A 16,413-nucleotide genomic window follows, 5' to 3' on the forward strand; every position below is an offset into this window, starting at 1 on the left:
CCGGGGAAACGACACCCCGGTACCCCCGAGGACAGGAGAGACATGCCGTCCGTCATCACAGGGCCGAACGGCCTGAGCGTCCCCACCGGGCTCGACGTGCCCGCACTCGCCGCGCAACTCGGCGGCACCGGAGCGCCGTTGCCGTGGGAGGAGCTGACCTGGCAGGAGGCCGGGACCACGGTCGCCGGCGGCGACGCGGTGATCATCCCGATAGGCGCCACCGAGCAGCACGGCCCCCATCTGCCGCTGGCCGTGGACACCCGGATCTGCGAGGCGGTCGCCCTGGGCGTCTCCGCGCTGACGGGCGTACCGGTGCTGCCGCCGCTGGCCTTCGGCGTGTCCGCCTCGCACGGCGGCTTCGCCGGGACGGTGGCGCTGCGCCCCGAGACGCTGATCGCCGTCGTGGAGGACGTGATCGACTCCCTGTACGCCAGCGGCGTACGGCAGTTCGTCCTGCTCAACGGCCACATCTGGAACAACGGCGCGCTCGACGTGTCCGCCGAGAAACTGAGAGTGCGTCACCGAGACGCCCGCGTACGGGCGTTGGGGTACGTGACGATGTACCCGGGGCCCGAGGTCGACGGCCATGTCACCTACGGGCGGGCGCTGATGCACGCCAACTACTTCGAGACCTCGGTGATGCTGCACCTGGCGCCCGAGCTGGTGCGGATGGAACGGGCCACCTCGCACGTCGACGTCGACTCCTTCTGGGACTACCGCATGGACCAGGTCAGCGAGACCGGTGTGTGGGGCAGGGACGTCACCGAGGCGAACGCGGCCCACGGGCGGACGGAGTTCGACCGCTGTGTGCTCACCACCGCCCGCGCGGTCTCGGCGGCCGTGCACGAGCCCTGGCCCAGCGCGGCACACCGGCCCGGCGATCCCGCCCCAGCCGTCCGGCCTCAGCCGTCCGGCCTCAGCCACCCGGCCTGAGCCACCCGGCCCGAGACCCGCGCCGCCGTTCCACGAACGACAAGGAGAACCCCCTTGGACCCCAGCATCACCCTGCCCAGGCTGCCCGAGTGCGAGCCCATGCTCATCGGCGGCGCCTGGACCACGGGCGCCTCGGCCCGGCGCATCCCGGTCCTCGACCCGGCCACCCGCGAGCCGCTGACCACGATCGCCCAGGCGGACGCCACGGACGTGGCCGCGGCGGTGGCCGCCGCGTCGGCCGCGCACCGCGACGGCCGCTGGCGCGCGCTGCCGCCCCGGGACCGGCGGGACGTCCTGCTGCGGCTCGCGGACCTGGTGGAGCGGGACGCCGAGGCGCTGGCGGTCCTGGACACCCTGGACAACGGCAAGGCGATCGAGCGGGCCCGCGGTGACGTGGAGCTGGGCCTCCAGGCGATCCGGCACTTCGCCGGCACCCCGGCCCGGCTGACCGGCACGGTGCATCCCGCCGGGCCCGGCCGGCATGTGTACAGCGTGCGGGAGCCGGTGGGCGTGGTGGCCGCCGTACTCCCCTGGAACTTCCCCTTCATGATCGCCGCCTGGAAGCTCGCGCCGGCCCTGGCGGCCGGCTGCACGGTGGTCGTCAAGCCCGCCGAGCAGACCCCGCTGACCGCGTTGCGGCTGGCCGCGCTGTGTCTTGAGGCCGGTGTGCCGGAGGGCGTCGTCAACGTGGTGACGGGCGACGGACGCACTGGGGCGGAGCTGGTCGCGCATCCTGATGTGGCCAAGGTGTCGTTCACCGGGTCCACCGACGTCGGGCGGCTGATCATGGCCGCGGCGGCGCCGTCCGTGAAGCGGCTCACGCTCGAACTGGGCGGCAAGTCCGCCAACATGGTCTTCGCCGACGCCGACCTGGACGCCGCCGTACCGGCCGCCGTACGGGCCGTGTTCGGGCACTCCGGACAGATGTGCACGGCGGGCAGCCGACTGCTCGTGCAGCGCACGGTTTTCAAGGAGTTCCTGGACCGGATGCTGCCGGCCGTCGAGGCGCTGCGGATCGGCCCCGGCCTCGCGGGCGGGATCAACATCGGACCGCTCGTCTCCCAGGAGCAGTTCGACCGGGTCACGGGCTACCTGGACCTGGGACGCGCCGAGGGTGCCAAGGCGGCCACGGGCGGCGAACCCCTGCCGGGACCCGGCTGGTTCGTGCGGCCCACGGTGTTCACCGACGTCACGCCGGACATGCGGATCGCCCGGGAGGAGATCTTCGGACCGGTCGCCGCGGTACTGCCGTTCGACACCGAGGAGGAGGCGATCGCCCTCGCCAACGACAGCGAGTACGGGCTCGCGGCGGGCGTGTGGACCACCGACCTCGGCCGCGCGCACCGCGCCGCGGCGGCGCTCCAGGCGGGCACCGTGTGGGTGAACACCTACAACGAGTTCGACCCCGCCGTGGCGTTCGGCGGCAGCAAGCAGTCCGGTCTGGGCAGGGATCTCGGCGACGCGGCGGTCGACGGGTTCACCGAGCCCAAGAGCATCACGATGGCGCTGTGAGCGCCCCCGTGACGGCGGTGCCGCCGGCCCCCGCCGGTTTCGACCTGGCCGCCGAGCGGGCCCGCACCCCGGGCTGCGCGACCGGTCACCACTTCAACGCGGCCGGTGCCGCGCTCCTCGCCTCGGACACGGTCGAGGCGGTCATCGCCCAGCTGCGCGCCGAGAGTCTGCACGGCGGCTACGAGGCGGCCAAGCTCGCCGCCGACGACCTGGCGGCCGTCTACACCCGTACCGCCGGCCTGCTCGGTGTCGAGGCGGACGAGATCGCCCTGGTCGAGAGTGCCACCGCCGGCTGGCAGCGCATCGTGTCGGCGCTCCGGCTGCGCCCCGGGGACCGGGTGCTCGCCGCCCGCTCCAGCTATGTGAGCAGCGCGCTGCACCTGCTGGCCGCCGAGCGCGACACGGGCGTACGGGTGGAGGTGCTGCCCAACGGACCCGACGGCGCGACCGATCTGGAGGCTCTGGAGCGGACGCTGCGCACCGGTCCCGCCGCGCTGGTGACCGCGGCGCACGTGCCGACCTCGTCGGGGCTGGTCGAACCGGCCGCCGGCATCGGCGCGCTGACCGCCGCGCACGGCGTGCCCTTCCTGCTCGACGCCACCCAGTCGCTGGGCCAGCTGCCCGTCGACATGCCCGCCCTCGGCTGCGATCTGCTGATCGGCACCGGCCGCAAGTTCCTGCGCGGTCCGCGCGGCACGGGCCTGCTGGCCGTGCGCCGACCGCTCCTCGAACGGCTCGCCCCGCAGGCACCGGATGTGCGCGGGGCCCGCTGGACGGCCGAGCGCAGCTGGGAACTGGCCCCCGACGCACGGCGGTTCGAACTGTGGGAGGCCGCCCACGCACTGCGGCTCGGTCTGGGCTCGGCCCTGGCCGACCTGCACGCGCTCGGCCCCGCGACCGTCTTCGGCCGGCTGTCCGCCCTCGCCGCGCGGCTGCGCGAGCGGCTCGGCGCGGTCCCCGGCGTACGGCTCACCGACCCGCCGGCGGCGGGCGGGGCGATCGTCACCTTCGTGGTGGAGGGGCTCGACGCGAGCGAGGTCCAGCGGCGCCTGGCGCTGCGGCGGGTGTACCTGATCGCCGTGCCGGCCGACCACGGCCGCTGGGACCTGGAGCCGCGCGGACTGGCCAAGGTGGTGCGGGCGTCGGTGCACGTGTACACCGACGACGGCGACCTGGACGCCCTGGTGGAGGCGGTCGCGGAGATCGCGGCGGACGCGCACGGACACGGAACAGACCGTGGGGCGCAGGCTGCGGGCCCTGGTGCCGAGGCGGCCACGGCGTCCGCCTCCCGGCCTCCGGCACACCTCCCGCGCACCCGGCCCGCCCGGACGTCCGCGAACGCCCGCCGGGACGCCGTGGTCGTAGGGCTCGGCGTGCACGGCGGCGCGGCGCTGCGGCAGCTCGCCGAGCGGGGGCTGGACGTGCTCGGGATCGAGCGGTTCACGGCGGGGCACGACCGCGGCTCCTCGCACGGCGCCACCCGGATGATCCGCCGGGCCTATCCGCACCCCGACTGGGACGGTCTGGTCGACACCGCCTACCGCGCCTGGGCCGAGCTGGAAGAGGCCGCGGGGACCCGGCTGGTGGAGGTCACCGGCGGGCTCTATGCGGCGCCCGGGGAGCGGCCCGATCCGCTGCGCGGTCCGGGCTGCCGTACGGTGGACCGCGAGAAGGCGGCCCGGATCTTCCCGGGGCTGCGGCTGCCCGAGGGGTTCACCGCGGTGCACGACCCGGCCGCCGGGATCATCGACGCCCGCGCGACCCTGCGCGCCCAACTCGCTCTCGCGGAACGGGCCGGAGCCACCGTCGCCGACCGCACACGGGTCACGGGCTGGCGTCCGGACGGCGACGGGGTCGTCGTCCGGACGGCGGACGGGGAGGTGCGCGCCCGCCGGCTGGTGCTGTGCGCCGGGCCGTGGATGCCGGACCTGGTGCCGTCGCTCACCCCGCACCTGACGGTCACCCGGATCGTGAACGCGTACTTCGCCGCGGATCCGGCGGGGCCGCTCGGGCCCGGCGGGCTGGGCAGCTTCTCGGTCGATCTCCCGGAAGGGCTGCTCTACGGCTTTCCGGCCGCCGACGGCCGGGGGCTCAAGGCCGGTCTCGACTCGGGCCCCGCGTGGGATCCGGAGGCGGACGGACCCGCCGCGACCGATGCCGAACTCGCCCTGCTGACAAGGGCGGTGCAGCGGGTGCTGCCCGGTGCGGGCCCGGTCACGGAGAGCCTGACGTGTCTGTACACGATGACGCCGGACCGGCGGTTCCTGGTCGGCGAGGTGCCCGGGGTGCCGCAGGCGCTGCTGGCCTCGGCCTGTTCGGGACACGGCTTCAAGTTCGGTCCGGCGATCGGGGCGGCCCTGGCCGACCTGGTGTGCGAACTCCCGCGCCCGGACCTGGACTTCCTCTCCCCCGCGCGGCTGGTTCCCGGCGGTGCCCGGTGACGGCGGTCACCGGGACGGCCGGGGACGGGCCGGCCGGGGCGGCCGTCGGCGGGTCAGCCGTGGAACACGGTCTGGGAGCGTCGCTCGTACCAGGCGGTCAGGTGTTCGCCGGCGCTGATGACGTGCTCGCGCATGGCCTCCTGCGCCCGGTCCTCGTCCCGGGCGGTCAACGCGGCCACGACCGCGTCGTGTTGACGGATGTTCAGCTGTCGGTGGCGTTCGTCACCGGTCAGGGCGAGCGAAGACACGTTGCGCGGGAAGCTCTCGTTGATCCGGTCGATCATCCGGCTCAGCCAGGGGTTGTCCGCCGCCTGGCAGACCACGGTGTGGAAGCAGTCGTTGGCCTGGGTGGTGTCCGGGGTGCCCGTGGCGGATGCGCCGGCACCCGCCGCCGCGCGCAGCACGTCGTTGTGGCGGCGCAGCTCGGCGAGCTGGCTGTCGGTGATCCTGGCGGCCGCGCGCCGGGCGGCCAGGGCCTCCAGCTCCGCGCGCACCTCGTAAGCCTGCCGCACCTCCCACGGCGCCGGCACCCGCACCACCGCGCCGCGGTGCGGCTGCATCTCGATCAGCCCGCCGTTCTGCAGCTGGCGCAGCGCCTCGCGCACCGGGGTGCGGCTGACCCCGAACTCGGCCGCCAGCGCCGCCTGGCGCAGCGGTTTCCCGATCGGGAGCTCCCCGTCCATGATCCGCGCGCGGATACGGGAAGCGATGTCGTCGACGAGGGCGCCTTCGTCGGTCTGGGGCGTCATCGGAGTGGGTCTCACCCTTCTCGGGGGCTGACGGGGACCGCGCGGTGGTGGAGCAGTCTGCCACGCCACCGCCATCCACTGTTCATCGACATTGGATCCATTTACAGACTATCCGCATCCAATAGGAGTGTGTCATGCACCTCGATGTGACCAAGGCCATCGACGTCTCCGTGCCGATCCACCCCGGCATGCTGCACTGGGGCCGGCGGCCCGAGATGGAGGTCGTCGAGTCGCGGACGGCGGGCGATCCGTCCAACGTCAGCCGCTGGCGCATCGGCGCCCACACCGGCACGCACATCGACGCCCCGGCCCATTTCATCGACGGCGGCAGGACCGTGGACCGGCTGGACCTGTCGGCCCTCAACGGGACGGCCCGGGTACTGGACCTCACCCACGTCAAGGAGCAGATCACCGCCGCCGACCTCGACGCGGCAGGGCTCGGCACCGAGGAACGGGTGCTGCTGCGCACCAGCAACTCGGCGGGGGTGCTGCGCAGCCCGTGGAAGGCCCGGGAGTGGGTCGGCCTGGCCCCGGACGGCGCCGAGCGGCTGATCGAGGCGGGGGTGCGCACGGCGGGCATCGACTACCTCAGCATCGAGGCGGTCGCCTACACCACGCACTGGGAGACGCACCAACTGCTGTGCGGTGCGGACGTGTTGATCCTGGAAGTCGTCGACCTGCTGCACGCACCCGCCGGGGTCTACGACATGCTGTCGCTGCCCCTGCCCCTCCAGGGCGCCGAGGCGGCCCCCTCACGCACCCTGCTGCTGCCCCAGGACGCCGCGTGACCCCGGCCGGTGCGCTGGCCCTGGCCGCCCCGCACCCCGCGGCGCTCGCCGCGGCCCGGCGGGCGGCCGGGCGCGGCGGCAACGCCGTGGACGCGGCGCTGGCCGCCGCGTCCGCGCTGACCGTCGTCTACCCGCACCAGTGCTCCCTCGGCGGTGACCTGATCGCCCTGGTCCACGCGCCGGACGGCACCGTGCGCGCGCTGCTGTCCGTCGGGGCGGCCGCGGCGGGCACCGACGTCGAGGCGCTGCGCGCGACGGACTCCCGGATGCCGGCCCAGGGTCCGGGGACCGTCACCGTGCCGGGTGCGGTGGCGGGCTGGGCGGCGCTCGCCGAGGCCTACGGCACACCGGGCGCGCTCGCCGCCTCGCTGCGGGACGCCGCCGCTCTGGCCCGGGCGGGGGCGACGGTCTCGGCCGGGCTGGCACGCGCGGTACGGGACAACGAAGCGCGGATCAAGGCCGATCCGGGTCTGTCGGCGCTGCTGACCGGCCCGGACGGACAGCCGGTGACGGAGGGCGACCCACTGCCCCAGCCCCGGTTGGCGACGGTGCTCGACGAACTCGCCGACGACCCCTGGTCGTTCTACCGGGGCGCCGTCGCCGAGACTCTCGCCGCCGGACTGCGTGACCTCGGCAGCCCGCTCACCGCGGCCGACCTGGCGGCGCACCGGCCGGAGTTCGCGGAGCCGGTGAGCGTCGAGCCGGTGGACGCCCCCGAGGCCCTGGACGCCGAGCCGGCAGGCGTCCGCTGGTGGGCCGCGCCGCCGCCCAGTCAGGGCGCCGTGCTCCCCGCCCTGCTGTCCGCGGCGGCCGGTGCCCCGGGCCGCTCCGCGGCGGAGCGCACCCGGTTGCTGGCCTCCCGCTGCCAGGATGCCTCGGCCGCCCGGGACCGGCTGCTCGGCGATCCGCGCGGGCAGCGGCTCGACCTCGACGGGCTGCTCGACCCGGCGCCGCTGGCCGGCGCGCTCCCGCCCCGGCCGCCGTTCCGGCCGTCCGGCGACACGGTCGCGGTGACGGCCGTGGACTCCTCCGGACTCGCGGTCTCGCTCATCCAGAGCGTCTACCAGACCTTCGGCTCCGGACTCTGCGACCCGGGCACCGGGATCGTGCTGCACAACCGGGGGTCGGCGTTCAGTCTGATCCCCGGACATCCCGGCCTGCTGCGCCCGGGCGCGCGCCCGCCGCACACGCTGTGTCCGGTGATCGGCCGCTCCCCCGCGCTGCTGCTGGCGGCCGGCTGCCAGGGCGGCCGGGCCCAGCCGCAGATCCTCGCCCAGACCCTGCCCGGGCTGGCGGACCCGGACGCCGACCCGACGGCCGTACTGGCGGCACCGCGCTGGGTGATCGGCGCCCGGGACATCGGCTTCGAGGAGCAGACCCTGCTCGCCGAGCCCGGCTCGGTTCCGGCGGCAACGCCCGCCGTGTCACCGGGACTTCCCGTGGTCACCGCACCGGGTCCGAGCGATCTGGCCGGCCACGTCCAGGTGGCCCGGCTCACCCGTGACGGCCGCCTGGACGCCGCCTCCGACCCCCGAGCCGACGGCGGCACGGTCCAGCCGGAGACCGACGCCCCCGGCACCACTCGCACCACCCGCACCACCCCGGAAGGAACCCCCGCATGAGCACCCTCGCGCCCCGCCCCGCGTCCGCCGCCGCACCCCACCCGCTGGATCCCCTGACCGCCGCCGAACTGGCCGTCGCCGTCAAGGTGCTGAAGGACGACGCCCGGGTCACCGAGGACGCCCGGTTCTGGGGCGTGGCCCTGGACGAGCACCACGCGCGCACCGCCCGGCCCGGCGACGCCCGGCGGGCCCGCGCGGTGGTGATCTGCCCCTCGGCGCGCCTCGGCTACGAGATCGACCTGGAACTCGGCGAGGAGCCGCGGTCCATGGCCTGGCGCGAGCTGGACGTGCGCAGCCCCGGCTGTTCGTCGGAGGAGGCCCGGCAGGCCGCCGCCGCGTGCCGGGCGGACCCGCGGTTCCGGGAGGCGCTCGCCCTGCGCGGCATCCACGACGTGTCGTTGGTGATGGTCGACCCGGAGTCGATCGGCGGCTTCGAGCCGCCCGAGTACCCGGGCCGCAGACTGACGTGGGGCAGTGTGTGGCACCGCGAGTCGGAGGACGACAACGGCTATGCGCGGCCCGTGCAGGGTGTGGTGCCGATCATCGACATGGAGTCGATGGAGGTGCTGTACATCGAGGATCACGGGGTGGTGCCGCTGTCGGAGGAGTCCGGGGTGTTCGCCGCCGGGACCGTGCCCGAGCGGGCTGGTCTGAAGCCGCTGGAGGTGGTCCAGCCCGAGGGGCCGAGCTTCACCGTGGCCGGGCAGCGGGTGGACTGGCAGGGCTGGTCGGTGCGGGTCGGCTTCAGCCACCGCGAGGGCCTGGTGCTGCACGACCTGAGCTTCGACGCGGGCGGCAGGGGGCCGCGCCAGGTGATCCGCCGGGCCTCGGTCAACGAGATGTACGTGCCGTACTTCGACACCGCCTCCACCCAGTACCGCAAGAACTTCTTCGACTGGGGCGAGTACGGCGCCGGGCCGCTCACCAACTCCCTGGCCCTGGGCTGCGACTGCCTCGGTGTCATCCACTACTTCGACGCCGCGGTCCTCGGCGGCGACGGCGTGCCCCGGGTCATCCCCAACGCGGTCTGCATGCACGAGGAGGACGACGGGATCCTCTGGAAGCACCACGACGGACGCACCGGCCGCACGGAGGTGCGCCGCTCCCGCCGCCTGATCATCTCGGCGTTCGCCACGGTCGCCAACTACGACTACGGCTTCTACTGGTCCCTGTACCAGGACGGCTCGGTCATGCTGGAGATCAAGATGACCGGCATCCTGTCCGCGACCGGTGTCACGGAGGACGAGGAGACGCCGTACGCCCGGCGGGTCGCACCGAACGTGGCGGTCACCAACCACCAGCACTTCTTCGCCGTACGACTGGACATGGCGGTGGACGGCACGGCCAACCGCCTGGTCGAGGTGACCGCCGAGCACGAGAGCGACCCGGCGCTCGACCCGTACGGGAACGCGGCGCGGACGGTCCTGCGCCCGGTCCTCAGCGAGTCCGAGGGCGGGCGGTCCACGGACGCCTCCCGAGCCCTGCACTGGCGGGTGGAGAGCACCGAGGCGCGCAACCGGATGGGGGAGCCGACCGCGTACCGGGTGCACGTGGAGAACACTGCGGTGCTGCCGGTGCGTCCGGACAGCGTGTGCGCGCGGCGGGCGCCGTTCGTGGCGAAGCAGCTGTGGGCGACGGAGTACGACCCGGCGCGGCGGTTCGTGGCCGGTGAGTACCCCAACCAGGCCGAGCCCGGCGCCGACGGGGTGCACCGCTGGCAGGAGGAGGACCGTTCGCTGGACGGCACGGATCTGGTGCTATGGGCGACGGTCGGCTCGCACCACTTCCCGCGTCCCGAGGAGTGGCCGGTGATGCCGGTGGCCCGTGCGCGGCTGCGCCTGGAACCGGACGGCTTCTTCGACCGCAACCCCGCGCTCGACGTCCCGGCACCGGTCTCCTGCCACCCGCCGGCCACCGCGGCGGCCGCGGACGGCGGACACTGCTGTTCCGGATGACCACCGCCGACGGCCCGCCCACGGCCTCGCTACGCCGGTCGCTGGCCCCGCTCGCGATCCTGGTCGTGACAGGTGGTGCCGTGCTCACCGGCGGTGCCGCCTCGGGAGGCGGCGGCCATGCGGGACACATGGCGGCGGTGGGCACGGAGTACGGCCCGGCGGACCCGACAGTGGCCGTCAGCCTGCTGGGTGCGGTTCTCGCGGTCACCCTGGCGTTGGCCTGGCCCGCGCTCCGGGTCGTCCTGATGCCCGGGGCGCGGCGGCTGACCGGCCGGTGTGTCCTCACCGCCGCCGCGGCCGCGGCCGTGCTCGCCGTTCCGTTGCTGCTGGTGCGGGCGCCGGGTGGGGTGGACGTGCATGTGTGGGCGATGGTCCGCTTCGAGTCGCTGGCGGTACTGGGGCCGGCGCTGCTGGCGTACGCCGTCGGTGCGACCGGACCGCCGTCCTCGCGGGAGCACGGCGGGGCCCGGCTGGGGGCGCTGGTCTGGACGGTGTCGGCGTACGCCTGGCATCTGCCGCCCCTGCACGGGCTCGACGGGCCGGGGGTCGAGCTCGCCCGGTCGTTCTGCTGGGTGACGGCGGGCGTGCTGCTCTGCCGTCACCCGGTGGTGCCGCGCGGCCCGTTCCTCGCCGCGCACCTGGCCGTCCTGCCGCTGGCCGCGGTGATGGCGGCCACCGGTCGGGGCGCTGCGGGCCTGGTGATGGCGGCCACCGACGCCGCCATGGCGGTGGGCGTGCTCAACGCAGGCCGCCGGAAAGGCTGTTACGCCCGCGTAAATATTGGATCCAATTATTGGCGCTATGGATCCTTCCATCGCTACGGTCTCCGTGACCGGGACAGAAAGGCGTCAGATGCGCGAGGAAGAGAACGTACGGCTCACCAGGACCGGCCCGGGTACGCCCGCCGGGACCTGGATGCGCCGCTACTGGCAGCCCGTCGCCCTGAGCGAGGAACTCGACGGCGTACGGCCCCTGGTGGCCCCGAAAGTGCTGGGGCAGGACCTCGTCCTGTTCCGGGACGGGGACGGTGAACTCGGTCTGGTCGACCGGGGCTGTCCGCACCGGGGGGCCGATCTGGCGCTGGGCCGGCTGGAGGACGGCGGGCTGCGCTGCTGCTTCCACGGCTGGCTCTTCGCCCGGGACGGCGCCTGTCTGGACACCCCGGCCGAACCGGCCGGCGGCGGCCTCGCCGCCCGGGTCCGGCTGGGCAGCTACCCGGTGCGCGAGATCAACGGCGTGATCTGGGGCTACCTCGGCCCCGGCGAGCCGCCCGAACTGCCCGCGCTGGACTGCTTCGAGGCCCCCGCCGGGCACACGTTCGCCTGGAAGGGCCTGCTGGAGTGCAACTGGCTCCAGGCCCTGGAGGTCGGCATCGACCCCGCGCACGCCTCGTACCTGCACCGCTTCTTCCAGGACGAGGACCCCTCGGAAAGCTACGGCAGGCAGTTCCGGGCCGCCTCCCAGGGCACCGACCTGCCGCTGACGAAGATCCTGCGGGAGTACGGCCGTCCCGACATCGACGCCGTCCGCACCCCCTACGGCATCCGGATCACGGCGCTGCGCACCCTCGACGGCACCGACACCGAGGGCCGTCCGATGGACGGCAGCCGCACCCATGTCCGGGTCACCCACCAGGTCTTCCCGCACGGCTTCCACATCCCGCTGGACGCGGAGACCGCGATCACCCAGTGGCATGTGCCGATCGACGACACCTCCTGTTACTGGTACGCCCAGTTCACCAGCGTCGGCGGCCCGGTCGACCGGGCGGAGATGCGCCGGCAGCGGGTCGACGCGGTCACCCTGCCCGACTACCGCCCGCGCTTCGGCCGTTCCAACGGCTACGGCTACGACCCCGTCGAGCAGCAGACCACGACGTACACCGGGCTCGGCACCGACATCAACGTGCACGACCAGTGGGCGGTGGAGGGCCAGGGTGCGGTCCAGGACCGCACCCGCGAGCACCTGGGCCGCTCCGACAAGGCGATCGTGATGTACCGGCGGATGCTGGGCGAGGCGATATCCGCCGTCGAGCGCGGCGAGGACCCGCCGCTGGTGCTGCCCGCGGAGCGCGCGGCCGAACTGCGCGGTCCGGTCACCCTCGACGGCATCGGGCCCACCGAGGGCTGGGCCGAGCACTGGGCCGCCGTGACCGCGAAGCAGCGGGCCGACAGCGGCTGGGCGCAAGCGGCCGGAACGGACGGCTGACCGCGGTGGACTTCGTCGAACGTCACGCGGGGTGGACGGCCGAGCAGTCGGCCGCCGCCGACGAGATCCGCGCCCGCGCCGAGGGCGGCGGGCTGAAGGTGGTGCGGCTGGTCTTCGCCGACCAGCACGGGCTGCTGCGCGGCAAGACCGTCACCGCCTCCGAGGTGCCCGCCGTCCTGCGCGAGGGCACCGGCATCGCCTCGTCCCTGCTGGCCAAGGACACCTCGGGCCGCACCGTGTTCCCGCTGTTCACCCGGGAGACCCCGCTCGGGCTGCCCGAACTGCGCGGCGCGGCCGACATGGTGATGGTGCCCGACCCGCTCACCTTCCGGATGCTGCCGTGGTCGCCGGGCAGCGGCTGGCTGCTGTGCGACCTGCGGTTCACCTCCGGCGCCCCGGTCCCGCTGTGCACCCGCGGACTGCTGCGCTCGGTGCTGGAGCAGGCGGACGGACTCACCTACCGCACGGGCCTGGAGGTGGAGTTCCACCTGTTCCGGCTGGACGACCCTAGGCTGGGCGCGGCCGACCTGGGCCAGCCGGGCGCGGCTCCCGAGGTGGGCATGCTCAACCACGGCTACCAGTACCTGAGCGAGCTGCGCTACGACGAACTCGACCCGATGCTCGACGTGTTGCGCGGCACGCTGGAGGAGCTGGGACTGCCACTGCGCACCCTGGAGGTCGAGTTCGGGCCGAGCCAGGTCGAACTGACCCTGCGGCCCGCCGACGGACTGGGCACGGCGGACGCGATGGTGCTGCTGCGCAGCGCCGTCAAACAGGTCGCCGCCCGGCACGGCCATCACGCGACCTTCATGTGCCGGCCCCATCTGCCCGGGGTGTTCTCCAGCGGCTGGCATCTGCACCAGAGCATGGTGCGCGGCGACGCGGGCGTCTTCGCCCCGGAACCCGGTGCCGGTGGCAGCAGCGGCAGCGGGCCGGGGCTGTCGCCGTACGGCACGGCCTTCCTGGGCGGCCTGCTGCGCCATGCCCGGGCCACCAGCGCGCTGTCGACGCCCACCCTCAACGGGTTCAAGCGGTTCCGGTCCTTGTCGCTGGCGCCCGACCGTGCGGTGTGGGGGCGGGACAACCGGGGCGCGATGGTCCGGGTCCTCGGCGACGACCCGTCGTCCACCCGGCTGGAGAACCGCATCGGCGAACCGGCCGCCAACCCCTACCTCTACCTCGCCTCCCAGCTCGCGGCCGGTCTGGACGGAGTGGCGCGCGACCTGAACCCGGGTCCGGCCGCCGACGAGCCGTACGCGACCCGGGCGGAGCCGCTGCCGCGCTCCCTCGGCGAGGCGCTCGACGCGCTGGAGACCGACCGGGAGCTGACCGACCGGCTGGGCAAGGACTTCGTGGCCTACTACACGAGCGTCAAGCGAGCCGAGATCGCCCGCTTCGACCAGGAGGTCACCGACTGGGAACAACGGGAGTACTTCCGTGTCTTCTGACCTGCCCGCGCCGGCCTCCGCGCGCCTTCTGGTCCGCCAGGCCCGCTGGATCGCCGAGGAGGTCGTCGAGCTGCGGCTGGCCCGGCGGGACGGCCGGCCGCTGCCCCCGTGGGAGCCCGGCGCCCATGTGGAACTGACCCTGCCGTCCGGTCTGCGCCGCGCCTACTCGCTGTGCGGGGACCCACGGGAGCGCGCCGCCTGGACGGTAGCCGTGCAGCGCGCGCCGGACAGCCGGGGCGGTTCCCAGGAGCTCCACGAAACGGCGCTCGTGGGACGGGAGCTGACGGTGGACGGGCCGGTCAACCGGTTCCCGCTGCTCCCCGCCGCCGGGTACCTGCTGCTGGCCGGCGGCATCGGCGTCACCCCGCTGCTGTCCATGGCCCGGGCGCTGGCCGTCGCCGGTCTGCCGTGGCGTCTCGTCCTGGGCGCCCGGGACCGCTCCCGCCTCGTCTACGCCGAGGAACTGACCGCGCTCGGCGGCGACCGGGTCCGGCTGGTCCCCCAGGACGAGGCGGGCCTGCCCGACCTCGCCGCGGAGCTCGCCGCCGCCCCGCCCGGCCACGCCGTGTACGCGTGCGGTCCCGCGGCGATGCTGGACGCGGTGTCCGAGCTGTGCCGCACCGCCGTACCGCCGCGTCCGCTGCACATCGAGCGGTTCGGCCCGGCCGTCGAAGCGCAGGAGGACGGCACGGCGCGGGGCCGGTTCGAGGTCGTGCTGCGCCGGTCGGGGCTGCGGCTGGCGGTGCCGGCGGACCGGTCGGTGCTGGAGGTCGTACGGGACCGGGTGCCGGACGTGCCCTACTCCTGCGAGGAGGGCTACTGCGGCAGCTGCGAGACGCCCGTCCTGGCCGGCACCCCGGACCACCGTGACTCGGTGATCGGGCCCGGGGAGCGGGCGGCCGCCACGACGATGATGATCTGCGTCAGCCGCGCCGCCTCGACAGTCCTCGAACTGGACCTCTGAACCCCCGACAACGGACGGAGCACCATGACCCGACACGGCGTACGGCGCGTCCTGCCCCTCCTCCTCGGCTGGGAGGACCTGCCCCGATCGGTGTCGGTGCACGGCGCGCCGTACGGGGAACGGGTACGGGAGCCCGTGCCGGGGGTGCTGCTGGAGACCGAGGAGGGATGGCTGCTGCTGGACACCGGCTTCAACACGGCCCTGCTGCGCGACCCCGCGCTGCGCCGACGGTACTACCCCTCCCCCTCCTACCAGCCGGAACTCCCCGGCCCCGGCGAGCCCCTGCCGGCCGCGCTGGCCGCCGTCGGAGTGGCGCTGGAGGAGATCACGGCCGTCGCCGTCAGCCATCTGCATGCCGACCACGCCGGCGGGCTGAAACACTTCGCGGGCCGGGTGCCCGTGCACATCCAGCGCGCCGAGCTGGAGTTCGGGCTGTCGGGACGGCCCGAGGTGGAGCGCGAGACGATCTTCCGGGTGGACTTCGACGACCCCCGCATCGACTGGCGGCTCGCGGAGGGCGACCGGGAGATCGCGCCGGGCGTCACGGCCGTCCTGACCGCCGGGCACACCCCGGGCCACCAGAGCTTCGTGGTCGACCTGGCCGAGGGCGGCGGCTATGTGTTCACCTGCGACGCGGCCGACCTGACCGAGAACATCGACGAGGAGCGCCCCGCCGGGACGTCGATCGGCGTACCCCCGGAGGCGACCCTGGAGCCGATCCGGCACCTCAAACGACTCGCGGCGGACCGGGGCTACGAGCTGGTCCCGGGCCACGATCCGGTCGTCTGGCCCGAGCTGATCCGGCGGCTGACGGGCCGCCAGGTCTGACCGGCAGAACCGTTCGATGCGGAGGACCAGGCGCCTCTGGTCCTCCGCCGGGGTGCGGGCCCGGCCCGACGCCGCCTGCGGTCGCCCCGTCAGCCCTTGACGGGGCCGCCGTCGATGGCGACGCGCTGGCCGTAGCGGGCGTAGGGGTAGTAGTCGTACGTCGCGTGGTGCTGAACGCACCGGTTGTCCCAGAAGACGAGGGTGCCCGGGGTCCAGCGGACGCGGCAGTGCAGGACCGGCCTGCAGGCGATCATGTCGAAGAGCATGTCGAGCAGGGCCCGGCTCTCCTGGGCGGAGAGCTGCGGGATCCGGCTGGTGTAGGCCCTGTTGACGTAGAGCAGCTTGCGGTCGGTCTCGGGGTGCCGGGCGACGAGCGGGTGCTCGCTCTTGGGGATGACGTAGTCCGCGGGCGGGGTGTAACCGGCCAGGGCCTGGGCGCCGTCGTGTATGGCGGTGAGCGGGTCCAGCAGGGCGCGCATGGCCGGCGAGAGCATGTCGTAGGCGAGGTGCATGTTGGCGAAGAGGGTGTCGCCGCCGCAGCCCGGCTCGGGGATCTCGGTGATGTAGAGCATCGACCCCAGCGACGGTTCGGCGTCGGCGGTGCCGTCGGCGTGCCAGCCGTTGCCCGCCACGTCCGCCGCGGCCGACGTCGTGCGGATCTCCAGGATGCAGGGATCGCCCTCGGGCGGCGGCGGGTTGACGGGACGCAGCTCACCGAAGGCGGCGGCGAAACGCTTGTGGTCCTCGGCGGTGATCGTCTGGTCGCGGAAGACGAGGACGTGGTGATCGCGGAACGCGGCGCGTATCTCGTCCAGTTGCTCCGCCGGGAGCTCCTTCGACAGGTCGACGCCCGAGACCTCCGCGCCCAGAACGGGGGTGATCCGTTCGACCGTGAGCGTGCGGTGGGGGTGCGGGGGACGCGTGGTCACCGCTTCCAGTGCTTCGCGTTCGTACGACTCCATGACGTC

12 protein-coding genes are annotated in these 16,413 nt (G+C 74.3%); 10 read left to right on the forward strand and 2 right to left on the reverse strand.

Annotation, left to right across the window (positions count from 1 at the left end; all coding sequences use genetic code 11):
* Positions 1-42: 42 nt before the first annotated feature.
* The 3 genes from ACFWXC_RS19595 to solA are packed head-to-tail and all read left to right on the forward strand — an operon-like array spanning position 43 to position 4,886.
* Positions 43-933: a creatininase family protein gene (locus tag ACFWXC_RS19595; protein ID WP_384480278.1), complete on the forward strand. Its 891-nt coding sequence runs from the start codon at positions 43-45 to the stop codon at positions 931-933.
* A 54-nt stretch (positions 934-987) separates the two neighbouring features.
* A complete protein-coding gene (locus tag ACFWXC_RS19600; protein WP_384480279.1) occupies positions 988-2,445 on the forward strand; it encodes an aldehyde dehydrogenase family protein in 1,458 nt (485 codons plus the stop codon).
* Positions 2,442-4,886, forward strand: a complete 2,445-nt coding sequence (gene solA / locus ACFWXC_RS19605; RefSeq protein ID WP_384480281.1) for an N-methyl-L-tryptophan oxidase — start codon at positions 2,442-2,444, stop codon at positions 4,884-4,886. Before ACFWXC_RS19600 ends, solA begins: the two co-directional genes overlap by 4 nt.
* A gap of 53 nt (positions 4,887-4,939) precedes the next feature.
* Here solA and ACFWXC_RS19610 read toward each other — a convergent pair whose 3' ends face one another.
* Positions 4,940-5,635, reverse strand: coding sequence for a GntR family transcriptional regulator (locus ACFWXC_RS19610; RefSeq protein ID WP_384480283.1), 696 nt, complete (start codon positions 5,633-5,635; stop codon positions 4,940-4,942).
* A gap of 134 nt (positions 5,636-5,769) precedes the next feature.
* Between ACFWXC_RS19610 and ACFWXC_RS19615 the strand changes: the two genes are divergently transcribed.
* The 7 genes from ACFWXC_RS19615 to ACFWXC_RS19645 all read left to right on the forward strand — a co-directional run bounded on the left by ACFWXC_RS19615 (position 5,770) and on the right by ACFWXC_RS19645 (position 15,445).
* A complete protein-coding gene (locus ACFWXC_RS19615; RefSeq protein ID WP_384480285.1) occupies positions 5,770-6,423 on the forward strand; it encodes a cyclase family protein in 654 nt (217 codons plus the stop codon).
* Complete coding sequence (locus ACFWXC_RS19620; protein WP_384480287.1) at positions 6,420-8,045, forward strand: gamma-glutamyltransferase; 1,626 nt, start codon at positions 6,420-6,422, stop codon at positions 8,043-8,045. The genes ACFWXC_RS19615 and ACFWXC_RS19620 overlap by 4 nt, the downstream gene beginning before the upstream one ends.
* Positions 8,042-10,000, forward strand: a complete 1,959-nt coding sequence (locus ACFWXC_RS19625; protein ID WP_384480289.1) for a primary-amine oxidase — start codon at positions 8,042-8,044, stop codon at positions 9,998-10,000. Before ACFWXC_RS19620 ends, ACFWXC_RS19625 begins: the two co-directional genes overlap by 4 nt.
* Positions 10,001-10,852: 852 nt before the next feature.
* The gene (locus tag ACFWXC_RS19630; protein ID WP_384480291.1) at positions 10,853-12,205 is read left to right on the forward strand and encodes a Rieske 2Fe-2S domain-containing protein; all 1,353 of its coding nucleotides are present in this window, start codon (positions 10,853-10,855) and stop codon (positions 12,203-12,205) included.
* 5 nt (positions 12,206-12,210) lie between these two features.
* On the forward strand, positions 12,211-13,653 hold the full coding sequence (locus ACFWXC_RS19635; protein WP_384480293.1) for a glutamine synthetase family protein: 1,443 nt from the start codon (positions 12,211-12,213) through the stop codon (positions 13,651-13,653).
* On the forward strand, positions 13,643-14,617 hold the full coding sequence (locus tag ACFWXC_RS19640) for a PDR/VanB family oxidoreductase (protein WP_384480295.1): 975 nt from the start codon (positions 13,643-13,645) through the stop codon (positions 14,615-14,617). The genes ACFWXC_RS19635 and ACFWXC_RS19640 overlap by 11 nt, the downstream gene beginning before the upstream one ends.
* Positions 14,618-14,641: 24 nt before the next feature.
* Entirely contained in the window at positions 14,642-15,445 is an 804-nt protein-coding gene (locus ACFWXC_RS19645; protein ID WP_384480297.1) for an N-acyl homoserine lactonase family protein, read from the forward strand.
* 89 nt (positions 15,446-15,534) lie between these two features.
* On the opposite strand, the gene ACFWXC_RS19650 is transcribed toward ACFWXC_RS19645, so the two are convergent.
* Complete coding sequence (locus ACFWXC_RS19650; RefSeq protein ID WP_384480299.1) at positions 15,535-16,407, reverse strand: TauD/TfdA dioxygenase family protein; 873 nt, start codon at positions 16,405-16,407, stop codon at positions 15,535-15,537.
* Positions 16,408-16,413: the final 6 nt, after the last annotated feature.

This window comes from Streptomyces sp. NPDC058683 (assembly GCF_042716195.1).
In the GTDB taxonomy this organism is placed as follows: Bacteria; Actinomycetota; Actinomycetes; order Streptomycetales; family Streptomycetaceae; genus Streptomyces.